The organism is Neisseria brasiliensis (genome assembly GCF_009671065.1).
Classification (GTDB): domain Bacteria; phylum Pseudomonadota; class Gammaproteobacteria; order Burkholderiales; family Neisseriaceae; genus Neisseria; species Neisseria brasiliensis.
The window spans coordinates 986,687-1,006,105 of sequence record NZ_CP046027.1 but is presented as its reverse complement, the minus strand read 5'-3'; the positions used below and the strand labels follow the sequence as shown (position 1 = coordinate 1,006,105).

At 50.6% G+C, this 19,419-nt stretch carries 23 protein-coding genes; 19 read left to right on the top strand and 4 right to left on the bottom strand.

Annotated features, from left to right (window positions below):
• Nucleotides 1-74 precede the first annotated feature (74 nt).
• Nucleotides 75-1,937 (bottom strand): ribonuclease catalytic domain-containing protein, encoded by a 1,863-nt coding sequence (locus tag GJV52_RS05070; RefSeq protein WP_100562872.1) that lies wholly within the window; start codon nt 1,935-1,937, stop codon nt 75-77.
• Nucleotides 1,938-2,097: 160 nt separating this feature from the next.
• On the opposite strand from GJV52_RS05070, the gene GJV52_RS05065 reads away from it, so the two are divergent.
• Together GJV52_RS05065 and GJV52_RS05060 are read left to right on the top strand one after the other, a co-directional pair.
• Entirely contained in the window at nt 2,098-2,388 is a 291-nt protein-coding gene (locus GJV52_RS05065; protein ID WP_095503520.1) for a nucleotidyltransferase family protein, read from the top strand.
• Nucleotides 2,385-2,753: a HepT-like ribonuclease domain-containing protein gene (locus GJV52_RS05060; RefSeq protein ID WP_100562870.1), complete on the top strand. Its 369-nt coding sequence runs from the start codon at nt 2,385-2,387 to the stop codon at nt 2,751-2,753. Before GJV52_RS05065 ends, GJV52_RS05060 begins: the two co-directional genes overlap by 4 nt.
• 79 nt (nt 2,754-2,832) lie before the next feature.
• On the opposite strand, the gene truC is transcribed toward GJV52_RS05060, so the two are convergent.
• A complete protein-coding gene (truC, locus tag GJV52_RS05055; RefSeq protein WP_095503518.1) occupies nt 2,833-3,537 on the bottom strand; it encodes a tRNA pseudouridine(65) synthase TruC in 705 nt (234 codons plus the stop codon).
• A gap of 129 nt (nt 3,538-3,666) precedes the next feature.
• Entirely contained in the window at nt 3,667-4,029 is a 363-nt protein-coding gene (locus tag GJV52_RS05050) for a PAS domain-containing protein (protein WP_095503517.1), read from the bottom strand.
• Nucleotides 4,030-4,219: 190 nt separating this feature from the next.
• Here GJV52_RS05050 and GJV52_RS05045 point away from each other — a divergent pair, with 190 nt between their 5' ends.
• A complete protein-coding gene (locus GJV52_RS05045) occupies nt 4,220-4,951 on the top strand; it encodes an LOG family protein (protein ID WP_100562867.1) in 732 nt (243 codons plus the stop codon).
• Between the two features lie 246 nt (nt 4,952-5,197).
• On the opposite strand, the gene GJV52_RS05040 is transcribed toward GJV52_RS05045, so the two are convergent.
• The gene (locus tag GJV52_RS05040; RefSeq protein WP_154143230.1) at nt 5,198-5,359 is read right to left on the bottom strand and encodes a hypothetical protein; all 162 of its coding nucleotides are present in this window, start codon (nt 5,357-5,359) and stop codon (nt 5,198-5,200) included.
• Between the two features lie 20 nt (nt 5,360-5,379).
• Here GJV52_RS05040 and GJV52_RS05035 point away from each other — a divergent pair, with 20 nt between their 5' ends.
• The 16 genes from GJV52_RS05035 (at nt 5,380) to nuoL (ending at nt 19,361) form a co-directional block, all read left to right on the top strand.
• Entirely contained in the window at nt 5,380-5,736 is a 357-nt protein-coding gene (locus GJV52_RS05035) for an NADH-quinone oxidoreductase subunit A (protein WP_095503515.1), read from the top strand.
• On the top strand, nt 5,727-6,206 hold the full coding sequence (locus tag GJV52_RS05030) for a NuoB/complex I 20 kDa subunit family protein (protein ID WP_066075530.1): 480 nt from the start codon (nt 5,727-5,729) through the stop codon (nt 6,204-6,206). The genes GJV52_RS05035 and GJV52_RS05030 overlap by 10 nt, the downstream gene beginning before the upstream one ends.
• Nucleotides 6,207-6,215: 9 nt before the next feature.
• A complete protein-coding gene (locus GJV52_RS05025; protein WP_100562865.1) occupies nt 6,216-6,806 on the top strand; it encodes an NADH-quinone oxidoreductase subunit C in 591 nt (196 codons plus the stop codon).
• A complete protein-coding gene (nuoD, locus tag GJV52_RS05020; RefSeq protein WP_095503513.1) occupies nt 6,799-8,058 on the top strand; it encodes an NADH dehydrogenase (quinone) subunit D in 1,260 nt (419 codons plus the stop codon). Before GJV52_RS05025 ends, nuoD begins: the two co-directional genes overlap by 8 nt.
• Nucleotides 8,058-8,534 carry an NADH-quinone oxidoreductase subunit NuoE gene (gene nuoE / locus GJV52_RS05015; RefSeq protein ID WP_100562863.1) on the top strand — a complete coding sequence of 159 codons (477 nt, stop codon included), beginning with the start codon at nt 8,058-8,060 and terminating at the stop codon, nt 8,532-8,534. The genes nuoD and nuoE overlap by 1 nt, the downstream gene beginning before the upstream one ends.
• A gap of 79 nt (nt 8,535-8,613) precedes the next feature.
• Complete coding sequence (locus GJV52_RS05010; protein WP_100562861.1) at nt 8,614-9,183, top strand: Nmad2 family putative nucleotide modification protein; 570 nt, start codon at nt 8,614-8,616, stop codon at nt 9,181-9,183.
• A 148-nt stretch (nt 9,184-9,331) separates the two neighbouring features.
• Nucleotides 9,332-10,627, top strand: a complete 1,296-nt coding sequence (gene nuoF / locus GJV52_RS05005; protein WP_100562859.1) for an NADH-quinone oxidoreductase subunit NuoF — start codon at nt 9,332-9,334, stop codon at nt 10,625-10,627.
• A gap of 304 nt (nt 10,628-10,931) precedes the next feature.
• Nucleotides 10,932-13,193: an NADH-quinone oxidoreductase subunit NuoG gene (gene nuoG / locus GJV52_RS05000; protein ID WP_100562856.1), complete on the top strand. Its 2,262-nt coding sequence runs from the start codon at nt 10,932-10,934 to the stop codon at nt 13,191-13,193.
• A 2-nt stretch (nt 13,194-13,195) separates the two neighbouring features.
• Nucleotides 13,196-14,272 (top strand): NADH-quinone oxidoreductase subunit NuoH, encoded by a 1,077-nt coding sequence (nuoH, locus tag GJV52_RS04995; RefSeq protein WP_095503509.1) that lies wholly within the window; start codon nt 13,196-13,198, stop codon nt 14,270-14,272.
• A 69-nt stretch (nt 14,273-14,341) separates the two neighbouring features.
• The gene (locus tag GJV52_RS13380) at nt 14,342-14,635 is read left to right on the top strand and encodes a YqcI/YcgG family protein (protein WP_100562854.1); all 294 of its coding nucleotides are present in this window, start codon (nt 14,342-14,344) and stop codon (nt 14,633-14,635) included.
• Nucleotides 14,620-15,096: a YqcI/YcgG family protein gene (locus GJV52_RS13375; protein WP_157798102.1), complete on the top strand. Its 477-nt coding sequence runs from the start codon at nt 14,620-14,622 to the stop codon at nt 15,094-15,096. Before GJV52_RS13380 ends, GJV52_RS13375 begins: the two co-directional genes overlap by 16 nt.
• Before the next feature lie 2 nt (nt 15,097-15,098).
• Nucleotides 15,099-15,713, top strand: coding sequence for a LysE family translocator (locus GJV52_RS04980; RefSeq protein WP_095503507.1), 615 nt, complete (start codon nt 15,099-15,101; stop codon nt 15,711-15,713).
• A gap of 57 nt (nt 15,714-15,770) precedes the next feature.
• Nucleotides 15,771-16,250: an NADH-quinone oxidoreductase subunit NuoI gene (gene nuoI / locus GJV52_RS04975; protein ID WP_095503506.1), complete on the top strand. Its 480-nt coding sequence runs from the start codon at nt 15,771-15,773 to the stop codon at nt 16,248-16,250.
• An 11-nt stretch (nt 16,251-16,261) separates the two neighbouring features.
• Nucleotides 16,262-16,927: an NADH-quinone oxidoreductase subunit J gene (locus GJV52_RS04970; RefSeq protein WP_100562846.1), complete on the top strand. Its 666-nt coding sequence runs from the start codon at nt 16,262-16,264 to the stop codon at nt 16,925-16,927.
• Nucleotides 16,924-17,229: an NADH-quinone oxidoreductase subunit NuoK gene (nuoK, locus tag GJV52_RS04965; protein ID WP_095503504.1), complete on the top strand. Its 306-nt coding sequence runs from the start codon at nt 16,924-16,926 to the stop codon at nt 17,227-17,229. The genes GJV52_RS04970 and nuoK overlap by 4 nt, the downstream gene beginning before the upstream one ends.
• A 107-nt stretch (nt 17,230-17,336) precedes the next feature.
• A complete protein-coding gene (gene nuoL, locus GJV52_RS04960; RefSeq protein ID WP_100562844.1) occupies nt 17,337-19,361 on the top strand; it encodes an NADH-quinone oxidoreductase subunit L in 2,025 nt (674 codons plus the stop codon).
• The last annotated feature ends 58 nt before the right edge of the window (nt 19,362-19,419 follow it).

Below are 19,419 nucleotides of genomic sequence, written 5' to 3'. Positions count from 1 at the left end.
ATGGAAAACATTGATTTAATTATAATAAGGCCGTCTGAAAACGTTTTCAGACGGCCTTTGTATACTTTATTCAATCAAATCTGCGGCGCCACCGCTTTCACATAATTCAAACCGATAAACTGCTTTTCCGAATCCAATCCGGTAATGTTGAGTAACACTTGCGACTTGGGCAAGGTGTCAAACGGAATGCCCACCGCGCGGGTTACCAGCGGCAGCCCTTCGATGCGCACCAAGTCTTCTTTCAATACCGTGGCGGTGAGTTCTTTCGTGCCTTGCTGTTCCAAATACACCAAGCTCCAGTAGGCTTCCATTTGGCGTTGGAAATCGGCGTAGGCGGCATAGGCGGTGTCGAAATCGCGCAGCGCGGCGAAGAGTTCGGCATCGTTTTTGTGGAACAGGGCTTCGCTGTGTTCGTCAATCAGGCTGATGAGCTGTTTTTGGTTGATGTAGTCGGCGGCGCGGCGCAGCGGCGAGGTGAACCAGCCGTAATGTTGCACGCCCATGCCGATGTGCGGTTCGGATTGGGTGCTCATGCGCACTTTGCCGCTCGGCTGCACGCGGAACAAGCCCGGCAAATCGTTTTCATCGAGCATCTGCGCCCAAGTGCTGTTGGCCAGAATCATCATTTCGCTCACCAGCGTGTCGATGGGTGAACCGCGTTCGCGGCGGGTCACGGAGACGATGCCGTCTGAAGCCACTTCCACGCTGTAATCGTATTGTGGTGCGCGGTTTTCTTCGTATTTGCCGCGTGCTTTTTGGCGCGCGATGGCAAACTGATGAAACCAAATCAAATCCTGATGATGGTTGAACATGGCTTCACCGGCGGCATCCAAGCCGGTTTCGGCGTTGAAATGCGGCTCAATCGCTTGAATACGCAGGTTTTCGGCGATGTTGACCGCTTCGATTTTATTCACCGGCTCGCCGACCAAGTTGAATTCGGCATCGACATCGAAATAAATGCTCACCGCCGGACGATATGCGCCTTCATCCAAGCTGAACGCGGCAATCCAGTTTTCCGGTAACATGGTGATTTTGCCGTCGGGGAAATAGGCCGTGCTCAAGCGGTTCATCACCGTTTTTTCAATCGCGCTGCCCGATTCAATCGCCAACGATGGCGCGGCGATGTGGATGCCGACGCGTTTCAGGCCGTTGCCCAAATCAGTCAGGCTCAAGGCATCGTCCACTTCGGTGGTGGATTCGTCGTCAATCGAAAACGCCGCCACATCGGCTTGCGGCAATTCAGGCAGCGGCGCAACTTCCATATCCGCCAACGCCGCGCCTTGCGGATAATGCTTCATTTCAAACGCGTCGAGCAGGTATTGCGGCAGCGACGTCACCGCGCCGGTTTGCTTGGCCAAATCATAAGGCTGCAATTTCAACGCGTCCGCCGCCTTGATAAACGCCTTATAAGTCAAAGCCTGTTTGTCGGGTGCGTGTAAAATCGTTTTCAAATCCGCCGCGATTTCAGACGGCATTTCGCCCGCCTGCAAAGCCGCCGCCCACGCATCAATCTGCGCATCTTGCTGCTTTTTACGCTCAATCGCTGCCAAGGCTTGTTTCAAAGTTTCTTCCGGCGCGGCTTTAAACACGCCCTTGGCCTTTTTGTAGAAATACATCGGCGCGGCATACAGCGCAATCAAAGTCGCTGCCAATTCCGCTTGGCTCGGCGCGTGGCCGAAATATTCTTCCGCAATCGCTTCGGCGGAAAACTCGTCTTCCCCGCACACTTCCCACAGCAAATCCGTGTCAATCTCAGCCGCATCCGCCTGCGCTTTCTCCAGAAACGCCGCCATGTCGCCGCTAAACTCGGTAAACACATTATTCGCCTTCACCTTCGTACGCTTGCCGTGTTGGGTATCGACTTGGTACGTAGCATCGTTTTTCTGCACGATGGCAGCGACTTTAAACTGGCCGGATTCTTCGTAAAAAATATTCATTTGCTTGCGGTTAGGTAAATTTTTAAGGTGGGGATTTTAGCAGAAAGGCCGTCTGAAAGCAGGAAAAGTTTCAGACGGCATGGTGATGCATAATGGTGAAGTTGTTTTATCCTTGGGGTAAAGCTACAATCTTATCCATCAGATTAAAAAGGAGATTGCCATGAAGCCCTCTCTGATTATCAAAGAGCGCCGCCAAACCATTATGGCGATTTTGAGCCGCTACCGCATTGCCAATCCCCGCGTATTCGGTTCGATTTTGCATGGAAAGGATACGGATGACAGCGATCTCGATATTTTGGTGGATACGTTGCCGGAAACAACCTTATTTGACTTGGGTGGCTTGCAGGATGAGTTGGAAACCGAATTGGGCATTTCCGTGGACATCAAAACCCCGAAGGATTTACCGGTTTCCTTCCGCAACCAAGTGTTGATGGAGGCCAGACCCTTATGAGTAAAAGCAAGCGCAGTATGGATTATGTTCATCACATGATTCAGGCGGCAACCGATGCATTGGGCTATGTTGAAGGATTGAGCAAGGCAGATTTTGAGCAGGATAAGCGCACTCAGCAAGAAGTGGTGATGAATTTGCTGATTATTGGCGAAGCAGCAACTAAGCTGATGAATGATGCCCCTGATTGGGTGGCGCAACACAGTCATATCCCTTGGCGGAGTATGCGCGGTATGCGAAACCGTATTGCTCACGGCTATTTTGATATTGATATGGATGTGGTTGGGGAAACATTGGAAAGCGCGTTACCTGAATTGCTCACACAACTTGTGCCGATTGCTTCGGCTGATGACGAAGAGATTTCTTAAATCAAATTGAATTTTATAAATATCAGGCCGTCTGAAAGATAGCTTTTCAGACGGCCTTTTATATTCAATGATTATCTCATTACACAAACTTCCCCAACCAAACCGCCCACTGCTCATCAGTCGGCGCAGTAATCTGTACCGTTTCCCCGTTTTCCAAACTTTCAAACGACAATGCCCGCGCGTGCAGCATTAAGCGATTGGTGCCCAAGTGTTCGGCCACGGCGTGGTTTTGGCGCAGGTCGCCGTAATTGGTGTCGCCGACGATGGGATGGAAAATGTGTTTCATGTGGCGGCGCAGCTGGTGTTTGCGGCCGGTATGCGGAGTGAGTTCTGCCCATGAATAGCGTGATGTGGGATAGCGCAAGGCGGATTGGAAGGGCAATTCGGTTTGCGCCAAGCAGCGGTAATCGGTGACGGCATCTTGTAAGGTGGCTTCGGTGCGGCTTTCGGCGATTTGGTCGGGCTGGTATTTGAGCGGATAGTCGATGCGGTCGTGTTCGGGCAGGTGGCCGCGCACAATCGCCCAATAGGTTTTGGTGATGGTTTTGCGTTCAAATTGTTGTGTCAGTGTGCGTGCGGAATCGGGGTCGAGGGCAAACAGCAACACGCCGGAGGTCGGGCGGTCGAGACGGTGTACGGGGTAAACATGTTGGCCGATTTGGTCGCGCAGGGTCTGCATGACAAAGCGGGTTTCGTGGCGGTCGAGCCATGAGCGGTGAACGAGCATGCCGGCCGGTTTGTTGACGGCGATGCTGTGGGTGTCTTGGTGGAGGATTTCGAGCATGGGTGCGGCGGGGCGGTGGTTGAGTCGGACGGATTATACCGCGGATGGTACGAATCGTTTTCAGGCCGTCTGAAAAATCGTTTGCACGATTTCAGATGGCCTTGATATTGATTAAAAAGATAAGTCCGGTTATGCGGCGGCTGGTCGGGCGGATGAAAGCGAACCGACGGCTTGGCCGTGTTCGTCGAGAATCACGCAGAAGCTGACTTCGGCGTAGATGTAGCTGCCGTCTTTGCGTAGGGCTTTGGTGCGGGTGGCTTTGCCGCCGTTTTTGGTTTTTCCGGATGCGATGGCGGCATGAAAACCGCGCCAGTGCGGTTCGCGCAGCCGTTCGGGAATAATCAGGTCAAGGCTTTGACCGACGGCTTCGGCGCTGCTGAAGCCGAACATTTGCTCTGAGGCACGGTTCCAGCCGCGAATAATGCCTTGCCGGTCGGCAAAGATGATGGAGTCGGTCATTTGTTCGAACATGGCCGGATAGGGGAGGTTCATGCTTGCGTCCTTTCTTGGAAAGATGAATCGGGTCAGATGATTATACGGCCGTAAATGCGCGGTTGCATTGTCCGGATGGGGGAGGGCGTGTGCAGATATTGTCTTAAGCATCTGCGCTTGCCGGCATTGTGTTGTCAGGCAAATCGGTTACAATGGCTGCTCCACTTCAGTGAGAATAGGGAGAATAACGATGGGTCTGCATAAAAAATTGCCGATGCCGATGTTGACCGATGAAACGCGCCGTGAAATTCATGGCCGCGAGTCGTATCATGTGCTGAAGATTATTTCTGAGTTTGTTGAGTCAGGCGAGGAATTGCGGGCGATTCAGCCGGCGGTGAGTATCTACGGCAGCGCGCGCACGCCGGTGGATCATGCGGATTATCTGTTTACCGAACGTTTGTCGCGCAAGCTATCTGATGCCGGTTTCTCGGTGATTTCGGGCGGCGGGCCGGGCATTATGGAGGCGGCGAATAAAGGCGCGTTTGCCGGTGCCAGCCCTGCGGTGGGCTTGAATATTGTGTTGCCGCATGAGCAGCATGCCAATCCGTATCAGGATTTGTCGATTAAATTCCAACATTTTTTCCCGCGCAAAGTGATGTTTGTGAAACACGCGGTGGCCTATGTGGTGATGCCGGGTGGTTTTGGTACGCTGGATGAATTGTTTGAAAGCTTAACTTTGGTGCAAACGGGCAAAACGCCACACCGCCCGATTATTCTGGTCGGCAAAGCGTTTTGGGCGGGGCTGTTGGATTGGATTAAAGACCAACTATTGGGCAACCGTCTGATTTCGCCGGAAGACATGGATTTGATGCAACTGATTGACGATGAAGACGAAATCGTCGAATACATTTTCGCCCATTACGAAAACCGTTTGGAAGATTTGTCGGAGCAGGGCAACGATACTTGGTCGTTGGGTTTGTGATGAAACATTAATAAGTTATTAAAAAGGCCGTCTGAAAACGCATGAATGTGGTTTTCAGACGGCCTTTTGTTGGTTGGCACTTATAGGCTGTTCAATAGGTAAAACCCATCATTGCCCTAAAGGCTAGTATGTGGATAATCCTAAAGAATTAGGTTTGTATGTCGGAAAGTTTAAAATAAATACAAACAATAATCGTTATCAAAAAATGATTGAATTTATTGAGGTTTTTTTGTGCTTTTCACAATATTAATCTTTAAATGGCTTATAATTTTGGATAAAATAACCAATTATTTTTCGGTATTTTGTGTTATCGGCCAAAGCGGTGGCGGGGCGGATGGATGTGCCCTTGCGAGTTGTGTTGCGGCCGGCTGTTTGGGCGAACAAAATACCCTTGACCATGTTGCTCATCCACACACTCAGGTGCAAGCATGTTAGCCAGTTACTTTCCCGTTCTCATTTTTATCCTCGTCGGCCTGATTGCCGGCGTGGCCTTTCTCTTATTGGGCTCGATTCTGGGGCCGAAAAACCACTACCACGAAAAAGACACGCCGTTTGAATGCGGCTTTGAAGCCTTTGAAAACGCGCGCATGAAGTTTGACGTGCGCTACTATCTGGTGGCGATTCTGTTTATTTTGTTCGATTTGGAAGTGGCGTTTATGTTTCCGTGGGCGGTAGTGTTTAAAGAGCTGGGCGTTTACGGCTTCTGGTCGATGATGGTGTTTATCGTGTTGTTGACAGTCGGTTTTATTTACGAATGGAAAAAAGGGGCGCTGGAATGGGAATAGAAGGTGTGTTGAAAAAAGGTTTCGTCACCACCAGCGCGGACACGGTGTTGAATTATATGCGTACCGGCTCGCTGTGGCCGGTAACTTTCGGCTTGGCTTGCTGTGCGGTGGAAATGATGCACGCTGGCATGGCGCGTTACGACCTTGACCGTTTCGGCATTATTTTCCGCCCGTCGCCGCGCCAGTCGGATTTGATGATTGTGGCCGGTACGCTCACCAATAAAATGGCACCCGCCCTGCGCCGTGTGTACGACCAAATGGCCGAGCCGCGCTGGGTGTTGTCGATGGGTTCGTGCGCCAACGGCGGCGGCTATTACCACTATTCTTATTCGGTGGTGCGCGGCGCCGACCGCGTGGTGCCGGTGGATGTGTATGTGCCGGGCTGTCCGCCGACTGCGGAAGCCTTGATTTACGGCCTAATTCAGTTGCAGCAGAAAATCAAGCGCACTTCAACCATTGCGCGCGATTAAGGAGACCGCATGGCAACGTTAAATCATTTATACGAGCAGGCTGTCGGCGTGTTGGGCGACAAAGCGCTAAACGTGATTCAGGATTTGGGTGAGATTACCGTCGAGTGTCTGCCCGAGCATTATTTGGACGTGATGACCACCCTGCGCGACCACGAAGCCTTACGCTTTGAATTGCTGGTCGATTTGTGCGGCGTGGATTACAGCGCCTACCGTAACGACACGTGGCAGGGCAAACGCTTTGCCGTGGTCAGCCAGCTCTTGTCGGTGCAAAATAACCAGCGCATCCGCGTGCGCGTGTGGGCGCAAGATGATGATTTTCCGGTAGTGGAATCAGTGGTTGAGATTTACAACAGCGCCGATTGGTATGAGCGAGAAGCCTTTGATATGTATGGCATCTTGTTCAACAACCATCCTGATTTGCGCCGCATTTTGACCGATTACGGCTTTGTCGGCCATCCGTTCCGCAAAGATTTCCCGGTATCCGGCCATGTGGAAATGCGCTACGACGAAGCACAAAAGCGCGTGATTTACCAACCCGTTACCATCGAGCCGCGCGAAATTACGCCGCGTATCGTGCGCGAGGAGCATTACGGTGAGTGAAAACAAATTAAGAAACTACACCATCAACTTCGGCCCGCAACATCCGGCGGCGCACGGCGTGTTGCGCATGATTTTGGAATTGGAAGGCGAAACCATCGTCCGCGCCGACCCGCACATCGGCCTGCTGCATCGCGGCACCGAAAAGCTGGCCGAAACCAAAACCTACCTGCAAGCGCTGCCTTATATGGACCGTTTGGACTACGTTTCCATGATGGTCAACGAGCAGGCGTATTGCTTGGCGGTGGAAAAACTGGCCAATATTGATGTGCCGATTCGCGCACAATATATCCGCGTGATGTTTGCCGAAGTGACCCGCATTCTGAATCACCTGATGGGTGTCGGTTCGCACGCGCTCGACATCGGCGCCATGACTGCGATTCTGTATGCCTTCCGCGACCGCGAAGAGCTGATGGATTTATACGAAGCCGTGTCCGGCGCGCGCATGCACGCTGCCTATTTCCGCCCCGGCGGCGTGTACCGCGATTTGCCCGACTTCATGCCGAAATATGAATCGAGCAAATTCCGCAATGCCAAAGTATTGAAGCAGCTCAACGAAGCGCGCGAAGGTTCTATGCTCGATTTTATCGATGCTTTCTGTGAGCGTTTCCCGAAAAACATCGATACCCTCGAAACCCTGCTCACCGACAACCGCATCTGGAAACAGCGCACCGTCGGCATCGGTGTGGTGTCGCCCGAGCGCGCCATGCAAAAAGGCTTTACCGGCGTGATGCTGCGCGGCTCCGGCATTGCGTGGGACATGCGCAAAACCCAGCCGTATGAGGTGTATGACCTGATGGATTTCGACATCCCCGTCGGCGTCAACGGCGACTGCTACGACCGTTATCTCTGCCGCATGGCCGAAATGCGCCAATCCGTGCGCATCATCAAACAATGCGTTGACTGGCTGCGCGTCAATCCCGGCCCCGTGATTACCGAAAACCACAAATTCGCCCCGCCGAAACGTACCGACATGAAAACCGGCATGGAAGATTTGATTCACCATTTCAAACTTTTCACCGAAGGCATGCACGTTCCCGAGGGCGAAACCTACACCGCTGTCGAACACCCGAAAGGCGAGTTCGGCGTTTACATCATTTCAGACGGCGCCAACAAACCCTACCGCCTGAAAATCCGCGCACCGGGCTTCGCCCACCTGCAAGGCATGGACGAAATGGCCAAAGGCCACATGCTTGCCGACGTTGTGGCGATTATCGGTACGCAAGACATCGTATTCGGAGAGGTAGACCGATAATGTTATCCGCTGAATCTTTACGACAAATCGATACCGAGCTGGCCAAATATCCGGCCGAACAGCGCCGCAGCGCCGTGATGAGCACCCTGCGTATCGCCCAAAATGAAAAAGGCTGGCTCGCGCCCGAAACCATCGAATTTGTTGCCGACTACATCGGCATTCCACCCGCGCAAGCCTATGAAGTAGCCACGTTCTACAATATGTACAACCTTGAGCCGGTGGGCAAATACAAGCTCACCGTCTGCACCAACCTGCCCTGTGCCCTGCGCGGCGGCATCGATGCCGGCGAATACCTGAAACAAAAACTCGGCATCGGCTACGGTGAAACCACTTCAGACGGCCTCTATACCTTAGTCGAAGGCGAATGCATGGGCGCGTGCGGCGATGCACCGGTGATGCTGGTGAACAACCACAAAATGTGCAGCTTTATGGACGCGGAAGCGATTGAAGCGAAACTGGCGGAGTTGCAGCAATAGTAGGTTGGGTTGTAAACCCAACATTGCCGATAACAAAAGGCTGCCTGAAAAGGCCGTCTGAAAATATAAAGGAGTTGAGATGAGAATTATTAGTTATGTTGTGACACATGATTATGGATTTGCACCTAACCCTTATCATGATTTTTTGACACTAGCTACGTGTAAACCAAAAATTCGTGAGTATGCAAAAGTCGGTGATTTAGTTGTTGGCACGGGTTCTGTTGCTGGAATTGGCTTAAATAAATTAATTTATGCAGCTATTATTTCAGAGGTAGTTAGTACAGAGGAATATTCTACTAATCCGCGTTTTGAAATTAAAAAACCACATGATAATTTAGATGTAAAGATGAGACGTGGCGATAATATTTATTACAAAGATGGTAATGAATGGAAGCAACGACCAAATAATTTTCATGATAAAAATGAATTTGATCATGATTTGTCATCACAACGCATTTTGATTTGTGAACAGTTTTGGTATTTTGGAGATAAAGCTCCTAATATTCCTGAACAATTTTCAGATATTATTAAAGAAAAACAAGGTCATAAATATACTTCTGATGAAAGTATTATAAATGGATTTATGGTTTGGTTAAATGGTTTTGAAAAAGGCATACAAGGATCACCAAGTAGTTTAAAACATAAATAACTTACAGGTTGGATCTACCAACACAACCTACAGCTGAAACCACACCCACCCAACAAGAAACATTTTTTTCAAACGGCCTAAAATACAAAACACTGAAACAGGCCGTCTGAAAACAGAACCAACCCTAAAACCAAATAGGCAAACCCAAATGGCTATTTACCAAACTGGCGTGATTTTCGACCAAGTCGATACCCACCAACCCGATTGCTGGACACTCGACGCCTACGTCCAACGCGGCGGCTATCAAGCCCTGCGCCGTATTTTGACCCAGCCGATGACGCAAAACGAAATCATCGAAGAAGTCAAAACTTCCGCCCTGCGCGGCCGTGGTGGTGCGGGTTTCCCGACCGGTTTGAAGTGGAGCTTTATGCCGCGCTCGTTCCCCGGCGACAAATACGTTGTCTGCAACACCGACGAGGGCGAACCGGGCACCTTCAAAGACCGCGACATCATCATGTTCAACCCGCACGCGCTGATTGAAGGCATGATTATTGCCGGTTTCGCCATGGGCTGTCCGGCCGGTTACAACTACATTCACGGCGAGATTTTCGAAGGCTACCAACGCTTTGAACAAGCCTTGGCCGAAGCACGCGCCGCCGGTTTCTTGGGGCAAAACATCATGGGCACGGATTTTTCTTTCGAACTCTACGCCCACCACGGCTACGGCGCGTATATCTGCGGCGAAGAAACCGCCCTGCTCGAATCGCTCGAAGGCAAAAAAGGCCAACCGCGCTTCAAGCCGCCGTTCCCTGCTTCATACGGCCTGTATGGCAAACCGACCACCGTCAACAACACCGAAACCTTCGCCTCCGTGCCGTTTATCATTCGCGACGGCGGTAAAGCCTTTGCCGATAAAGGCGTTGCCGGTGCGGGCGGCACCAAATTATTCTGCATTTCTGGCCACATCGAACGGCCGGGCAATTACGAAGTGCCGCTGGGTACGCCGTTTGCCGACGTATTGGCGATGGCCGGCGGTATGCGCCACGGCAAAAAACTCAAAGCCGTGATCCCTGGCGGCTCGTCTGCCCCCGTGTTACCGGCCGACATCATGATGCAAACCAACTTGGATTACGACTCGATTGCCAAAGCAGGCTCCATGCTCGGTTCCGGCGCGATTATCGTGATGGACGAAGACGTGTGCATGGTCAAAGCCTTGGAGCGCTTGAGCTATTTCTACTTTGAAGAATCCTGCGGCCAATGCACCCCCTGCCGCGAAGGCACCGGCTGGCTCTACCGCGTGGTACACCGCATCGTGCAAGGTAAAGGCCGCATGGAAGATTTGGACTTGCTCGATTCCGTCGGCAACCAAATGGTCGGCCGCACCATCTGCGCCCTGGCCGATGCCGCCGTGTTCCCTGTGCGCAGTTTTACTAAGCATTTCCGCGATGAATTTGTGCATTATATTGAACACGGCAAACCGATGAAGCCGAATAAGTGGTGTTGAGTTTCAGACAGCTTTTGGGTCGGGTAGGCCGTATGAAAAAGTCAGGCCACTTTAAATGCCGTCATTCCCGCGCAGGTGGGAATCCATGGTTGAGATGAAGTAGCTTATGTTTATTAAAGTTGCTTAAGGTCTGAGATGGATTCCCGCCTGCGCGGGAATGACGGCGGAGAGGGTACTTGAGCTGTCTTAAAGAACCCAGATGTACTAAAAACAGTAAACATGCCGTTTGAAACCTAAAAGAAACTTTTCAGACGGCCTACCGAAAATATTTTTAATCAAAGAAAAAAGTAACTAGGAAACCACCATGTTACAAATCGAAATCGACGGCAAACACCTGACGGTGGAGCAGGGTACGACGGTGATTGAAGCCGCCAACCGGCTCGGAACGTATATTCCGCATTTTTGCTACCACAAGAAATTGTCCATCGCCGCCAACTGCCGCATGTGTCTGGTCGAAGTGGAAAAATCCAACAAGCCGCTGCCTGCCTGCGCCACGCCGGTAACTGACGGCATGGTGGTGCGCACGCATTCGCCTTTGGCCAAAACCGCGCAAGCCGGTGTGATGGAGTTTTTGCTGATCAACCACCCGCTGGATTGCCCGACGTGCGACCAAGGCGGCGAATGTCAGTTGCAGGATTTGGCCGTGGGCTACGGCAAACCGGCCAGCCGCTACACCGAAGAAAAACGCGCGGTGGTCGGCAAAGACATGGGCCCGTTGGTTTCCGCCGAAGAAATGAGCCGTTGCATCCATTGCACCCGCTGCGTGCGTTTCACCGAAGAAATCGCCGGTGTGCAGGAAATCGCCATGGCCGGCCGCGGTGAGCATTCGGAAATCATGCCGTTTATCGGTAAGGTAATTGAAACCGAATTATCGGGCAACGTGATTGATTTGTGTCCGGTCGGAGCGTTGACCAGCAAGCCGTTCCGCTTCGATTCACGCACGTGGGAGCTCAACCGCCGCAAATCGGTGTCGGCGCATGACGCGCTCGGCTCCAACCTGATTGTGCAAACCAAAGACCACACCGTGCGCCGCGTGCTGCCGTTGGAAAATGAAGCCATCAACGAATGCTGGCTGTCCGACCGCGACCGTTTCGCCTATGAGGGCCTGTATCACGAAAGCCGTCTGAACAACCCAAAAATCAAGCAGGGCGGCGAATGGGTGGATGTGGATTGGAAAACCGCGCTGGAGTATGTGCGCAATGCGGTGGATTGCATCGCCAAAGACGGCAATGCCGATCAAGTGGGCATTTGGGCGAACCCGATGAACACCGTCGAAGAATTGTATTTAACCAAAAAACTGGCCGAAGGCTTGGGCATCCGCCACATCGATACCCGCCTGCAACGCCAAGACAGCCGCGTTTCAGACGGCCTGTCGGGCGCGCAATGGTTGGGTCAGAGCATTCAATCGCTGGCGGAAAACGGCGCGGTGTTGGTGGTGGGGGCAAACCTGCGCCAAGAGCAGCCGCTGTTGACCGCGCGTTTGCGCCGTGCCACGCATGGCCGCATGAAATTGAGCGTGTTGGCCGGACGCAAAGAAACGCTGCACATGCCTTTGTTTGCCCAAGAAGCGGTGCATCCGAATGAATGGGCAGGCCGTCTGAACGAATGGGCGCAAGACTTGGATCAAGACGTGGCCGCCAGCCTGTCGAATGCCGAGCAGGCTGCGATTATTTTGGGTGCGGAAGCGCAAAACCATCCCGATTACCCTGCGATTTACGCCGCCGCGCAACGTTTGGCCGGAGCCACCGATGCCACTTTGGGCATCTTGCCGCAAGCTGCCAACAGCGTAGGTGCCGCTGCATTAAACATCAACCAAGGCGACAGCATTCAAGCCATGATTCGCCAGCCGAAGCAGGCCGTGTTGCTGATGAATGTTGAGCCTGAAATCGATGTGGCCAACGGCGCGCAAGCCGTAGCTGCCTTGAAACAGGCCAAGAGCGTGATGGCGTTTACGCCGTTTGTCAGCGAGACCTTGCTGGACGTGTGTGACGTGTTGCTGCCGATTGCGCCGTTTACCGAAACGTCGGGTAGCTTCGTCAATATGGAAGGCCGCTTGCAGTCGTTCCACGGCGTGGTGCAGGGCTTCGGCGATTCGCGCCCGTTGTGGAAAGTGTTGCGTGTGTTGGGCAATCTGTTTGACGTAAAAGGCTTTGATTACCACAGCAGCGAAGAGATTTTGCAAGACGCGCTCAATCAGGAAATCGTGTCGGTGCAACTGAATAACCGCTCAACCTTTAATGGCGAAGCCGTTCAGACGGCCTCGAATCAATTGGTGCGTATCGGCGGTGTGGGTTTGTATCACACTGATGCCATTGTGCGCCGCAGCGCGCCGTTGCAAGCGACCAGCCATGCTGCCGTGCCGGCCGCGCGTGTGCATCCGAATACCTTGGCGGCCTTGAATCTTTCAGACGGCCAGCAAGCCGTGGCCAAACATGACGGCGTGGGTGTCAATGTGGTGGTGGTGGCTGATGCGGCCTTGCCGGAATATGTGGTGCATCTGCCGTTGCACAGCGATAACGCGGCTTTGGGTGCGATGATGAATACGATTGAATTGGCGGGGGCGTAAACATGCAAGAATGGCTCCAATCCCTGTTTGCCGTGACCTTAGGTTGGGGCGACATCGGCCTGAGCGTCGGCTTGGTGGTATCGGTGATTTTGAAAATCGTGATTATCCTGATTCCGCTGATTCTCACCGTGGCCTATCTGACCTATTTCGAGCGTAAAGTCATCGGCTTTATGCAGCTTCGTGTCGGCCCCAACGTGACCGGCCCGTGGGGCTTGATTCAGCCGTTTGCCGACGTGTTCAAGCTGTTGTTTAAAGAAGTGACGCGCCCGAAGCTGTCGAATAAAGCCCTGTTTTACATCGGCCCTATGCTCTCGCTTGCGCCCGCTTTTGCGGCGTGGGCGGTGATTCCGTTTTCCGAAGAATGGGTGCTCACTCACGTCAACGCAGGCTTGCTGTTTATTTTGATGATTACCTCGCTGTCGGTGTATGGCGTGATTATTGCCGGTTGGGCGTCGAACTCGAAATACTCGTTTTTGGGCGCGATGCGTTCATCGGCGCAAACCATTTCCTACGAAATCGCCATGAGTGCCGCGCTGGTGTGTGTGGTGATGGTGTCGGGCAGCATGAATTTTGCCGACATCGTGGCGGCGCAGGCCACAGGCATCGCCGGTGGTTCGGTGTTGTCATGGAACTGGCTGGCTTTGTTTCCGGTGTTTATCGTCTATCTGATTTCCGCCGTGGCCGAAACCAACCGCGCGCCGTTTGACGTGGCCGAGGGCGAATCCGAAATCGTGGCCGGTTTCCACGTCGAATATTCGGGCTTCGCCTTTGCCTTGTTCTTCTTGGCCGAATACATTTTCATGATTCTGATTGCCGCCCTGACCGCGCTGATGTTCCTCGGTGGCTGGTTGTCGCCCTTCCCACAAAGCTGGGGCTGGATTGGCGCACCGAGCGCGTTTTGGATGTTTGCCAAAATGGCGTTTATTCTGTTTGGCTATTTGTGGATTCGTGCCACATTCCCACGTTACCGCTACGACCAAATCATGCGTTTGGGCTGGAAGGTATTGATTCCAGTTGGTTTTGTCTGCATTGTGGTGCTGGCAGCTTGGATGGCGTCGCCATTGAGTTTGTGGAAATAAAATGATGGAGCGTGGGTGGCTCGCCCACATTTCAGGTAGTCTAATTGTATTTTAAGATAAAGGATAGTTATGTTTAAGTTTAATTATTTTTTAAAACAATCAGAATTAGACTTATCTGTTTGTTCAAGTTGGCAAAGTCAAGCTGTTAATGAACTGGTACAAACAATACAAGATGAGAAATTTCCCTGTATTTTTGCAAGAAGGGCAAATGATTTAGGAAATCTATTATTTGTATTTGTTGATACAGCAAATCCAAAAGAGTATGCTGCCGATTATGAATTAAATAACTTACTGAAAGGATTGATAGAATATACAGAGTTTGTCAAAATATTCCTATTAAGGAGAGATTGTATTTTCCTTTAATTATTATTTTAAATTGGCAGTTAGATAGTTTGAAAGATAGTCAAAATAAAGCTTGGGAAATATTGAAAGAAATTTATTATTATGATTTAGAATTTTTTAATAAAGATATGTCAACATTAGGTTCTGATGATAAAGATTGGAAATTTAAATTTAATGGCGTAAATTTATTTTTTAATATTAATCATCCGCAACATAAATTACATCGCAGTAGAAAGGTAAATAGTTTTATAACTATGGTTGTCAATCCTTCTGAAAATTTCCAGATTGTTGCTCCATTAGTTAATGGCGAAAGAAAAGTTTCAAATATGATTAGAGATAGGGTAAAAGTTTATAATAATGGTATTGTTGCAGAGACATTAGGAATTAGTGATGAAACTAAACCTGATTGGAAACAATATCAACATGAGGAAAGTGATGCTGAAATTCCTAGTGTTTGTCCATTCCACATGGTGGAGAAATAGAGATGATGACCTCTGTATTATTAACTTATATTCTAACTGTATTTGTATTTTTATTAATGCCTGGACCTGTTAATTTGGTTGTAGTTAATGCTGCTGCTAAATATGGATTAAAGGGTGCATTTTTTGCAGTTGTTGGGACAAATACAGCATCATTAGTTTTAATTTTAGTTGCAGGTTTAATGATAGCTGGTTTAGGAAAACTTGATACTCAATTTCTAACATTACTATCTGGATTTGGGGGGGGGTATTTGATTTATTTTGGTTATAAACTTTGGTTGGAAAGTAAAAATATAACTCAAAAAGATAAGGTTAATGTGGAAGTTGTTGCTTTATCAAAGGTTGTAATAAACTCATTTATGATTGGTATTTCTAATCCAAAAGATATTATTTTTTTTATGACTTTTTTTCCGCCTTTTATTAACCAATTAGATATGGCTCTATTCCCAAGTTTATTTATTTTGACGTTAATTTGGTGTGTTTTAGATTATAGTATCTTATTAGCTTATGGCTTGGGTATTTCTAAGATAATGAATCCCAAACGTGAACAAATTATTAATAGAATTTGTTCATTATTATTTATTGTGATTGGTATATATGCTGTGTTTCAGGCTGTCTGAAACCTCATTTTATTAAATAAACAGAAAAACCACTACCAAAAGGGTAGGAACAACATTATGGCAAACTTAGTCAAAACCTTTTTATTGGGCGAACTCGTCAAAGGTATGGGCGTAACGCTCAAAAACTTCTTCGCCCGCAAAGACACGATTTACTTCCCCGAAGAGAAAACGCCGCAATCAGTGCGTTTCCGTGGGCTGCACGCGCAGCGCCGTTATCCCAACGGCGAGGAGCGATGCATTGCCTGTAAGCTGTGTGAAGCGGTGTGTCCGGCGATGGCCATCAACATCGAATCGGAAGAGCGCGCTGACGGCACGCGCCGCACCACGCGTTACGACATCGATTTGACTAAGTGCATTTTCTGCGGTTTCTGCGAAGAAGCCTGCCCGACCGATGCGATTGTCGAGACGCATATTTTCGAATACCACGGTGAGAAAAAAGGCGATTTGCACATGACCAAACCGATTTTGCTGGCCATCGGCGACAAATACGAAGCCGAAATCGCCAAACGCAAAGCCGCTGACGCACCGTATCGTTAAGGAGCGGACGAATGACTTTTTCTGCAATTCTGTTTTACATTCTGGCCGCAATCGTGCTTTACGGCGCCATCGGCACGGTTATCGCCAAAAACCCTGTGCATGCCGCGCTGCATTTGGTGCTGACCTTTTGCGTGAGTGCGATGATTTGGATGCTGATGCAGGCCGAATTTTTGGGCTTGACGCTGGTGGTGGTGTACGTCGGTGCGGTAATGGTGTTGTTCCTGTTTGTGGTGATGATGCTGAATATCGATGTCGAAGAAATGCGCAAAGGCTTTTGGCGGCATGCCCCGGTGGCCGGTGTGGTCGGCGTGTTGCTGGCGGTGGCCTTGATTCTGATTTTGATGAACCCGAAAACCGATTTGGCATCATTCGGCTTGATGCAAGATGTACCGGCTGATTACGACAACATCCGCGATTTGGGTCGTCAGATTTACACCACTTATCTGCTGCCGTTTGAATTGGCGGCGGTGTTGCTGCTGCTCGGCATGGTGGCGGCGATTGCCTTGGTGCACCGCAAAACCACTAATCCGAAATACATTGCACCGGGCGATCAGGTGAAAGTTACGGTCGATGAGAGCCGTATGCGTTTGGTGAAAATGGATGCGGTCAAACCGAGTCCGAAACCGGAAGAAACCGTTTCAGACGGCCAAACATCAGAAAGCGAGGGCAAAGCATGATTACCTTGACGCATTATTTGGTGCTCGGTGCGCTGCTCTTCGGCATCAGCGCGATGGGCATTTTCATGAACCGCAAAAATGTGCTGGTGTTGTTGATGTCGATTGAATTGATGCTGCTGGCGGTGAATTTCAACTTCATCGCGTTTTCACAGCATTTGGGCGACACCGCAGGGCAGATTTTCGTGTTTTTTGTGTTGACCGTGGCTGCCGCCGAATCCGCCATCGGCTTGGCGATTATGGTGCTGGTGTACCGCAACCGACAAACCATCAACGTGGCCGATTTGGATAAGCTGAAAGGCTGAGGTCGGATTCTTGAATCTGACAAACTGGTTTGTATCGACAATGTCGGATACCAAGTATCCGACCTACGAAAAGCTGAAACATTTTTTAAATTAAAAGGTTCATTTCTATGAACGACATGACTTTATATTTGATGATTGCCTTGTTGCCGCTGGCAGGCAGCCTGTTGGCCGGCTTGTTCGGCAACAAAATCGGCCGTGCCGGTGCGCATACGGTGACGATTCTCGGCGTGGCGGTGTCGGCGCTGTTGTCGGCCTATGTGTTGTGGGGCTTTATCAGCGGCACGCGTGCGAAGTTTGATGAGAATGTCTATACCTGGCTCACCATGGGCGGCTTGGATTTTTCGGTCGGCTTTTTGGTCGATTCGCTGACGGCGATGATGATGGTGGTGGTGACGTTTGTGTCGTTGATGGTGCATATCTACACCATCGGCTATATGCACGATGAAAAGGTCGGCTACCAACGCTTTTTCAGCTATATTTCGCTGTTTACTTTCAGCATGTTGATGCTGGTGATGTCGAACAACTTTATCCAGCTTTTCTTCGGTTGGGAAGCGGTGGGCTTGGTGTCTTACCTGCTGATTGGTTTCTATTTCAAACGCGATAGCGCGATTTTTGCCAACTTGAAAGCCTTTTTGGTCAACCGTGTCGGCGATTTCGGATTTTTGCTCGGCATCGGTTTGGTGTTGGCTTATTTTGGCGGCAGCTTGCGTTATCAAGATGTGTTTGCCTATCTGCCGCAGATTCAGACGGCCACGATTCAGCTTTTTCCCGGTGTGGAATGGAGCTTGCTGACGGTGACCTGTATTTTGCTGTTTGTCGGTGCGATGGGTAAATCGGCGCAGTTTCCGCTGCATGTGTGGCTGCCCGATTCGATGGAAGGCCCGACGCCGATTTCCGCGCTGATTCACGCGGCCACGATGGTGACGGCGGGCTTGTTTATGGTGTCGCGCATGTCGCCGATGTATGAATTGAGCACCATGGCCTTGAGCTTCATCATGGTGACCGGTGCAATTACGGCACTGTTTATGGGCTTTTTGGGCACGATTCAAAACGACATCAAGCGCGTGGTGGCGTATTCGACCTTGTCGCAACTGGGCTACATGACCGTGGCCTTGGGCGCGTCGGCCTATTCGGTGGCAATGTTCCATGTGATGACGCACGCGTTTTTCAAAGCCTTGTTGTTCTTGGCGGCGGGCAGCGCGATTATCGGCATGCACCACGACCAAGACATGCGCCACATGGGCAATCTGAAAAAATACATGCCGATTACTTGGATTACCATGTTGCTGGGCAACTTGGCCTTGATCGGCACGCCGTTTTTCTCCGGCTTCTATTCCAAAGATTCGATTATCGAAGCGGCCAAATACAGCACCATTCCGGGCAGCGGTTTTGCCTATTTTGCGGTACTGGCCAGCGTGTTTGTGACCGCGTTTTACGCGTTCCGCCAATATTTTATGGTGTTCCACGGCAAAGAAAAATGGCGTGAAATTGAACACCATCATTCAGACGGCCACGACGAACACCATCACGGTTTGGGCAAAAATGACAACCCACACGAAAGCCCGTGGGTGGTAACCTTGCCGCTGGTTTTGCTGGCAATTCCGTCGGTGGTGATTGGTTATATCGTGATTGAGCCTATGCTGTATGGCGATTTCTTCAAAGACGTGATTTACGTCAACCACGAAGCGCATCCGACCATGCAGGTGATGGGCGAACATTTCCACGGTGCATTGGGCATGGTGGCGCACAGCTTCCAAACGCCGGTGCTGTATCTGGCAATTGCAGGCGTGTTGGCGGCATGGTTTTTGTATGTCAAAGCGCCGCATTTGCCGGCCAAAATCGCCGCCACATTCAGTCCGATTTACAAACTGCTGGACAACAAATACTTCCTCGATACGATTTACTACAACGTGTTTGCCAAAGGCAGCCGCGCGCTTGGGGTGTTCTTCTGGAAAGTCGGCGACGTGGCGATTATCGACAACGGTATTGTCAACAATTCCGCCAAAGTGGTGGGTGCAGTCGCCGCCCAAGTGCGCAAAATGCAGACCGGCTTTATCTACAGCTATGCTGCTGCGATGGTGTTCGGCGTGTTGGTGCTGCTGGGGCTGACTTTCTGGCGTTTGTTTGTGTAGTAGGTTTCAGACGGCCTCAAGATAACAACCTTAACTGTTTAAATTAAACTAAAAACCA

Coding starts and splice junctions, on each gene's coding strand:
- GJV52_RS05070 (WP_100562872.1), bottom strand. CDS start 1,937: ATGAATATTTTTTACGAAGAATCCGGCCAGTTTAAAGTCGCTGCCATC.
- GJV52_RS05065 (WP_095503520.1), top strand. CDS start 2,098: ATGAAGCCCTCTCTGATTATCAAAGAGCGCCGCCAAACCATTATGGCG.
- GJV52_RS05060 (WP_100562870.1), top strand. CDS start 2,385: ATGAGTAAAAGCAAGCGCAGTATGGATTATGTTCATCACATGATTCAG.
- truC (WP_095503518.1), bottom strand. CDS start 3,537: ATGCTCGAAATCCTCCACCAAGACACCCACAGCATCGCCGTCAACAAA.
- GJV52_RS05050 (WP_095503517.1), bottom strand. CDS start 4,029: ATGAACCTCCCCTATCCGGCCATGTTCGAACAAATGACCGACTCCATC.
- GJV52_RS05045 (WP_100562867.1), top strand. CDS start 4,220: ATGGGTCTGCATAAAAAATTGCCGATGCCGATGTTGACCGATGAAACG.
- GJV52_RS05040 (WP_154143230.1), bottom strand. CDS start 5,359: ATGAGCAACATGGTCAAGGGTATTTTGTTCGCCCAAACAGCCGGCCGC.
- GJV52_RS05035 (WP_095503515.1), top strand. CDS start 5,380: ATGTTAGCCAGTTACTTTCCCGTTCTCATTTTTATCCTCGTCGGCCTG.
- GJV52_RS05030 (WP_066075530.1), top strand. CDS start 5,727: ATGGGAATAGAAGGTGTGTTGAAAAAAGGTTTCGTCACCACCAGCGCG.
- GJV52_RS05025 (WP_100562865.1), top strand. CDS start 6,216: ATGGCAACGTTAAATCATTTATACGAGCAGGCTGTCGGCGTGTTGGGC.
- nuoE (WP_100562863.1), top strand. CDS start 8,058: ATGTTATCCGCTGAATCTTTACGACAAATCGATACCGAGCTGGCCAAA.
- GJV52_RS05010 (WP_100562861.1), top strand. CDS start 8,614: ATGAGAATTATTAGTTATGTTGTGACACATGATTATGGATTTGCACCT.
- nuoF (WP_100562859.1), top strand. CDS start 9,332: ATGGCTATTTACCAAACTGGCGTGATTTTCGACCAAGTCGATACCCAC.
- nuoG (WP_100562856.1), top strand. CDS start 10,932: ATGTTACAAATCGAAATCGACGGCAAACACCTGACGGTGGAGCAGGGT.
- nuoH (WP_095503509.1), top strand. CDS start 13,196: ATGCAAGAATGGCTCCAATCCCTGTTTGCCGTGACCTTAGGTTGGGGC.
- GJV52_RS13380 (WP_100562854.1), top strand. CDS start 14,342: ATGTTTAAGTTTAATTATTTTTTAAAACAATCAGAATTAGACTTATCT.
- GJV52_RS04980 (WP_095503507.1), top strand. CDS start 15,099: ATGATGACCTCTGTATTATTAACTTATATTCTAACTGTATTTGTATTT.
- nuoI (WP_095503506.1), top strand. CDS start 15,771: ATGGCAAACTTAGTCAAAACCTTTTTATTGGGCGAACTCGTCAAAGGT.
- GJV52_RS04970 (WP_100562846.1), top strand. CDS start 16,262: ATGACTTTTTCTGCAATTCTGTTTTACATTCTGGCCGCAATCGTGCTT.
- nuoK (WP_095503504.1), top strand. CDS start 16,924: ATGATTACCTTGACGCATTATTTGGTGCTCGGTGCGCTGCTCTTCGGC.
- nuoL (WP_100562844.1), top strand. CDS start 17,337: ATGAACGACATGACTTTATATTTGATGATTGCCTTGTTGCCGCTGGCA.